Genomic DNA, 7,178 nt, shown 5'->3' with positions numbered 1-7,178 from the left:
CCCTATTACGCAAGCAGCCTAAGGGCTGCTTGGATATGGAGATAAATATTTATATAATGAATAATGGAAATGAATGATAAATAAAAAACCAAGCAATCAATGATTACTTGGAAATTATTCTCATCAGTCCGATTTGACGAAGAGCCAAAATCGCTAGCAATGTACTTAGTTTCCCTAGGTACTTGCTAGCGATTATCCTGTTTATATTAATTATTTGCTTCTTCTAGATTATCTACTTGACCTTCTAGTGTTTCAATACGAGATTCCATCTCTTGGATTTGAATGTTAATTTCTTCAGTTTTATCAATTGTTGGTGCTACATCTTCATGGGGGTTCATAATCGTGATCAACCAAATCAAAAGAAAAATAATGGCTACGGCGAGTGTGATATATAACCAGTTTAATTTGGGAGACCCTTTATCTAGATATTCCAAGGTTTCCTCAACTTTTTTTCGGTCCATGTTTTTCAAACGATTATACAGTTCATTCAAATCTTTTTCGTTGTGTTTAGGGTCGTGTGACATGGTTAACCTCCTTTAACTTGTTTATAAAAGTAAATTACGGTTAGATCATTAGAAAGCCCATTCGCCTTGACGGAAGATAGGGAACACATTCCCATCTGCATCGATGCCATCGATATCCATTTCAGCAGACCCAATCATGAAGTCAACGTGGACATGGCTACGGTTAATGCCTGCTGCCTGTAATTCTTCTTCAGACATGTCAGTGCCACCTTTAACGTTAGTTGGGTAAGCAGCACCGATTGCCAAGTGGTTTGAAGCATTCTCATCAAATAAAGTATTATAGAAGGTTAAATTACTTTGAGAAATTGGTGATTTGTGTGGTACTAAGGCTACTTCACCTAATCCTTGGGCGCCATGATTATTAAAGATTAAATCTTTCATGATTTGTTCCCCTTTATCAGCAGTAACATCCACAATCTTACCGTCTGCAAAGGTTACTTTGATGCCTTCAATTGTTGAACCCGCGTAAGATAGTGGTTTGGTTGAAGTGACGTAACCATCCATGACGTTTGTATTCGGTGCTGTGAAAACTTCTTCAGTTGGCATATTGGCAATGAAAGGTGAGCCTTCAGGGTTAAAGCTTTGAGCAGATACCCAGATATGTCCTTCAGGTAAACCTAGTGTTAAATCAGTGCCTGGTGCTTTATAATGCAATTTTTTAAATTGTTTATCGTTTAATTTTTGTGCTTTTTCATCTAGTAAGTCACGGTGTTTATTCCATGCTTCCACTGGATCATCTTCGTATACGCGACTAGCTTTAAAAATCGCATCCCATAGTGCATCTGTTGCGGCTTGTTTATCATTCGCTAATTCTGGGAAGACATGTTTAGCCCATCCAAAGTCTGCAGCCGCTGCAACGGTCCATTTAACTTGATCATTCATTGTTGCAGAACGTACAACTTTTAATTTTTGACCGCGATTAGTTTGAACGGTATCAATTTTACTTGAGTCAATACCATTCAATAAATCTGGGTCTCCAGAAACGATTGAAAGGCGTGATACTTTTTGATTTAAAATCAAATCTTCTTGGCGAGCGATTGTGTAGTCTGCAACTTCAGCTAAATCTTCTGTAGTTTGGTATTCAAAGTCTAAGCGGTTAGTATAATCATCTTTCCAAGTGAAGTGTACACGACGAGCGCCGTTCTCATATGCATGTTTTGCTAAGAAGTGGGCTAGAGGTGCTTGGTCGACAGCGATATAAATCATTACGTTGTCACCTTTTTGTACGTTAATACCTTTTTCGATTAATAGGTTTGCATATTTGTCTAATAATTGGTCAAAATTTTCCATATAGATTAAATCCTCCTAATATTTATTGTTGTTGGTAGGTGCTTACACATTGCTGAGCAAGTTGTTCAATTGCGGGAATATCTTCCTCTTCTGGATATAATTCAATTTTCACAGCTTCACCAGCTTGGATCGCACCAGCTTTTTTGAATTGTAAGGTGAAATCATCAACAGATTTACAGAAAGCTTCGTAGTCATATTCACCAGACCCTAATGTTGCGAAGATTTTTCCAGTGAGGTCTACATCCGCCAATTCTTCATAAAGGTCTACAATTTCATCCGGTAAATCTGCTGCAGCACCATAGGTATAGGTGACGACAACACAGATATCCTCTTCTAGAAAATCGGTCGCATAAACAGATTGGCATTCCACCATACGTGCATCTACGCCTAAATGAACTAGGGATTTGGTCATAATATTTGCTATTTCTTCATCGTTTCCCGTTAAAGAAGCAAAGGTAACTAGTGCTTTTGGCAATATGGTTCGCTCCTTTCAATTATAGTTTTCATTCCTAATTAAAATTATAGCAAAAAAAGCACTCTTTTACGATATAGAGTGCTTTCATTCAGTATATAAACAATTGTCTAAGCCAATCGATAGCTATCAATATGTTCAAATGCCATTTGAGTCTCTTTGGGTAGTTGCATTTTTAAATAGTTAAAAATGATCTCAAATAATACACGAGCATCGTCAAAACGGTTTTCTGAAATCAACCGTACGATATCACTTAAGTACATCATGAATGGATACATATCTAAAATGAAATCAGTAGGTTCATCAGATTGGTATCTTTCCAAAATTGCCGTCATAACAGTTCGAGAACATTCTAATGCTTCTTTGACTAAGAAGTCATGGTTACCGATATCTAATATGGTTTTCAATACGGCTTCGCTAGTCGTTAAAAAGTCATCGAAGTTTTTTTCATCGTAAGCTTTTCTAACTGCTGCTACTTTTTCTTCTAGAAGGGGACGGTATTTTTCACCATCTACCTTTTGTTTAATCATTTGGTCTAACATTCTATAGCTAATGATGAGTACGTAACGTAAACGATGGGCTACAAAATCAATTTTAGGCGGGTTTTCAGCTACAAAAAATCCGCGATATGGAATCATGTCGACATAACCTTCATCCGCTAGCGTACTTAGAGAAGCACGAATCGGACTACGACTGATATCTAAATCTTCAGAGATAAAAGCTTCAACAATATGGAAGCCCGTCTTCCAGTTTTCGCTAAGGATTTGATCCTTTATGTGTAAGTAGGCAACTTGTTCTAGTTTCTGTGTTTTTCCCATGCCATTCACCTCGCTCAGGCCATTGGTTGATACATTTCATATTTGCCTGTTTAAAATATGCAAAAAAGTTTTCTTACTGACTTAATCATACCAGTTTAAAAGAGAAAAAGGCAAATATTATCATTAAAAGTTATAAAAAAATTAAAACGGTTACATGTTATCAGGGGGATGGATTCATTTTATTCCGTTTGATTTTAAGGTATAATGAATGTGAATACAAAGGAAGGACGAGAGTAAATGATAACATTAAAATCTGCCCGTGAAATAGAAGCGATGAAAAAAGCAGGTGCTTTACTAGCTAGTATTCATGAGCAATTACGTCCAATGATGGTTCCTGGTGTAACCACAATGGAAATAGAAGCTTTTTTCGATAAGAAGATTACTGAAGCTGGTGCTATTCGTGAACAAGTGGGCTTTGAAGGTTATGAGTACGTAACCTGTATATCTATTAATGATGAAATCTGTCATGGCTTTCCATTCCCTGATCGCGCCTTAAAAAATGGCGACATTGTCAGTGTAGATACAGTTTTATCCCTAGATGGATACTTTGCTGACTCTTGCTGGACTTATGGTATTGGTCAAGTGGATGAAGAAGGGCAACGTTTAATGGACGTTACAAAAAAAGCACTGGCATTAGGTATTGACCAAGCACGTGTAGGTAACCGTATTGGTGATATTGGTGCGGCTATTCAATCCTATGTTGAAGGGGAAGGTTTCTCTGTTGTACGTGAGTTTGTTGGTCACGGTATTCAACCAACGATGCATGAAGGCCCATCAATACCTCATTACGGCGTAGCAGGTAAAGGGCAACGGTTACGGCCTGGGATGACGATTACCATTGAACCAATGGTGAATACTGGTAAATGGCAATCAAAAATGGATGCTAACGGCTGGACAGCACGCACAATAGATGGTGGACGCTCAGCACAATATGAACACACCATAGCAATCACAGAAGATGGTCCAATTATATTAACCCAACAAAAAGACTAACCGTCATCAACAAACCATTAAGGGATGAGTAATCAAACTTAATGGTTTTTTGGCATAAATAATTATTAAGATTGTTTAAATCCCAATGCAGTAAATTTTCATTGTGCTATAATATATATTGCCTAAGTTTGCACAAGATGATTTAACAATTTTATGCTATAAAAATAGCAAATTTCCCAATAATTCACCAGAGGAGCGCTTATGACAAAGCAAGATAATCAACCAAAAAATGGTCCTAGTCGCCGTGATAGTAGAAGGAACAAAGCGTTCAATATAAACGCATTGCTTTCCTCAAAATGGTTACCTAAAGAAAAGAAAACCTATTGGATTTTAGGTACTGCAGGATTAGTTGTGGTGGCTTGTTTGATTATGTTTAAGGTATACGCAGATATTTCAGGTTTTGGTTCTAATATCTATGAGGATGTGAACGCAGAAAAAATTCGTGATGCGGATGCGCAATTAAAAAATGGCGAGCCCATCACAATTTTATTAACTGGTATAGATAGTGGGGCGCTCTACTATGAAGATGTTGAGGAAACACGCACGGATGTCATGATGGTGTTTACCATTAATCCAAAAACCAACGAATCAACTGTTGTGTCAATTCCAAGAGATGCCTTAGGTGTTCAAAGTGACACGGACGAGTTTGATAAATTAAACCATGCTTATATGAATTATGACGGGATTGAAGGAACAATTAACTCCCTACAACGTTACTTGGATATCCCTATTGATTATTATGTAAATGTCAATATGCAAGGATTTATGGATGTGATTGATGCTTTGGGGGGCGTTGAAATCACGCCAACATTAACCTTTACACAAAATGAAGTGTCCTTTACTGAAGGGGAAACACGAACCTTATCTGGCTTAGAAGCCATGCAATATGTGCGGATGCGTAAAGTTGACCCAGAAGGTGATATTGGCCGTGAGAAACGCCAACAACAGTTAATCGAGGCTGTAGTGGATAAGGTGATATCCTTAGGCACAATTACGAATTATAATGATATATTAGATGTGCTTGGCGATGATGTGAAAACAAACGTAACGGTAGATAATATGTTTGCCTTACAGTCTAAATATTTACCAGCTATGGATAACTTGAATAAATTAGTCTTTGATGATTATGTCGATTTAAATCTTGATTTTGGCTACTATATGTTAATTCCTGAGGTAGAACGTTTAGAGAACGTGTCTATTATGCAAGAGAATATAGACTATGAAGGAACGAATACAGTGGTGGTTTATCCTGTAGAGTTTGGTGTTGAATCTACCTACTTCCCAGTATCTGATTTAAATTGGGATGGTGTATTATCAGATGATGAGATGGCCATCAAACCAGGTATATATACAAGAGAAGACCTAAATGAGCTGGTGAAATATATATTTGGTTATTCAATTAATGATTATCTAGCATCAACGGGCAATACAGACTTGATTGATGAACAGGATGATCAAACCATTCCAACAAGTTTAGATGATGACTTGTTAGCTTATATTACTGGTGGTTTTGATCCTAGTGGTTCTGTAAGTGAAATGACTAGTGACGACTTAGATAGTTATGGTAATACGGGCGTGGAAGATGCAACTAGCACTTATGATTATGCTGATACTTATTCAGAAACGACGAACTACCCTGATATTTATAGTGAAGAAGTACCGGAAACGGGTGCAGAAAGTGATAGTGTACCAACAACTTCACCATCCACAACGATTCCAGAAGAATCATCAGTAACCTCAGATCCACCAGTTATTTCAGAAGAATCGGTTACTGAAACGCCGGTTGAAGATTATACCGTAAGTGAATAAAATTAAAAAATCAATCGTTATCTTTGAGGAGGAGGGATTACATGGCAAACAGAGAAAGTCGCCATCGTAGAAGTCAACGAGAGGAATATTATGAGGACAGACCCCGTAAAAAACGTCGTGGCTTCTTGGGGTGTTTTGGTTGGGTATTGTTAGCACTATTAATTATTGGCGGTGGCGTAGCTGCATATTCTTATTATCGTATCAATCAAACTGCAGACGCTATTTACCAACCAGCAGATGCGGATGGTGCAGACCCAGTAGAAAAAGTGCGTGATAAAGAGGTAACTATTTCGGATAAGGAACCAGTGTCTATTTTATTAATGGGTATGGACTCGGGTGGTTCAAGAACGACTGGTGAACAAAATACAGATGTGATGATTCTTGTAACAATCAATCCAAATACTAAAACGGCAAAAATGGTGTCTATTCCTCGTGATACCTACATTTCTGATATAGACTTTAAGATTAATGGGGCATATGCTATGGCTGGTGGCCCATCAGGTTCAATTAATGCGGTTCAAAACTTGTTAAATGTACCGGTTGACTACTATGCCCTAGTAAATATGACAGGTATGATGAACATCATTGATGCGATTGGTGGTGTATCATTGTACAATGATTTCACTTTTTCACAAGATGAATATACCTTCCCAGAAGGTCAAATTACTTTGGAAACGGGTGCTGAAGCGTTAGCTTATGTCCGTAACCGTTATGATGATCCAAATGGTGACTATGGGCGAGCTGATCGTCAACGCCAAGTTTTATTAGCTATCTTAGACAAGTATGCAGATGTTTCAAACATTGGTAGTTTAGGAAGCCTTATGGAGACTGTGCAAGCGAATGTCACAACTGATTTAACAGTTTCAGAGATGACACAATTGGGCTTAAATTATCGAGTAGATTCTGAAAATGTAACATCCACTACCTTAGTTGGTACAGGTGATATGTCTACAGGCATTTACTACAATATCTTATCTGAAGCACAAATTTCAGAAACATCAGCAGAACTTAGATCACATCTAGAGCTAGATTAAACTGTATGATTTAAAATATGGTGAAGGTGAGACAAAAGTCGCTTAGGATTGACCTACTGGACCAAAAGGCGAACAATAATGAAATATTATTGGAGACATTTGGGCAGTATCGGACAATGCTGACTTTTGGCACCCAATTATAAACGTTCGGTTCTATGATAAATAGTGTTGGTGGGAAATTCTTAGGAATTTCCGCCAGCACTATTTTTGGGTATACAAAAAGGCCATGAAATCCTAA

The 7,178-nt window shown here is 37.7% G+C and carries 7 protein-coding genes; 3 read left to right on the top strand and 4 right to left on the bottom strand.

Features of this window, described 5'->3' with window-relative positions; genetic code table 11:
* Nucleotides 1–206 precede the first annotated feature (206 nt).
* The 4 genes from CJ191_RS08850 to CJ191_RS08835 form a co-directional block, all read right to left on the bottom strand.
* Nucleotides 207–524, bottom strand: a complete 318-nt coding sequence (locus tag CJ191_RS08850; RefSeq protein WP_102199548.1) for a hypothetical protein — start codon at nt 522–524, stop codon at nt 207–209.
* A gap of 48 nt (nt 525–572) precedes the next feature.
* A complete protein-coding gene (locus CJ191_RS08845; RefSeq protein WP_070468091.1) occupies nt 573–1,820 on the bottom strand; it encodes an aminopeptidase in 1,248 nt (415 codons plus the stop codon).
* 16 nt (nt 1,821–1,836) lie between these two features.
* Nucleotides 1,837–2,289, bottom strand: a complete 453-nt coding sequence (locus tag CJ191_RS08840) for a flavodoxin (RefSeq protein WP_102199547.1) — start codon at nt 2,287–2,289, stop codon at nt 1,837–1,839.
* A gap of 107 nt (nt 2,290–2,396) precedes the next feature.
* Complete coding sequence (locus CJ191_RS08835) at nt 2,397–3,104, bottom strand: GntR family transcriptional regulator (protein ID WP_102199546.1); 708 nt, start codon at nt 3,102–3,104, stop codon at nt 2,397–2,399.
* A 237-nt stretch (nt 3,105–3,341) separates the two neighbouring features.
* Between CJ191_RS08835 and map the strand changes: the two genes are divergently transcribed.
* The 3 genes from map to CJ191_RS08820 all read left to right on the top strand — a co-directional run bounded on the left by map (nt 3,342) and on the right by CJ191_RS08820 (nt 6,940).
* Nucleotides 3,342–4,097 (top strand): type I methionyl aminopeptidase, encoded by a 756-nt coding sequence (map, locus tag CJ191_RS08830; protein ID WP_070468089.1) that lies wholly within the window; start codon nt 3,342–3,344, stop codon nt 4,095–4,097.
* A 201-nt stretch (nt 4,098–4,298) separates the two neighbouring features.
* Nucleotides 4,299–5,906 (top strand): LCP family glycopolymer transferase, encoded by a 1,608-nt coding sequence (locus CJ191_RS08825; protein WP_102199545.1) that lies wholly within the window; start codon nt 4,299–4,301, stop codon nt 5,904–5,906.
* Between the two features lie 41 nt (nt 5,907–5,947).
* Nucleotides 5,948–6,940 (top strand): LCP family glycopolymer transferase, encoded by a 993-nt coding sequence (locus CJ191_RS08820; RefSeq protein ID WP_070468087.1) that lies wholly within the window; start codon nt 5,948–5,950, stop codon nt 6,938–6,940.
* Nucleotides 6,941–7,178: the final 238 nt, after the last annotated feature.

Origin of the sequence: Aerococcus viridans (genome assembly GCF_002871935.1) — a bacterium.
Lineage (GTDB): Bacteria > Bacillota > Bacilli > Lactobacillales > Aerococcaceae > Aerococcus > Aerococcus viridans_B.
Note: the sequence above shows the minus strand (reverse complement) of the source record. Positions and strands in the feature narration are given on the sequence as shown.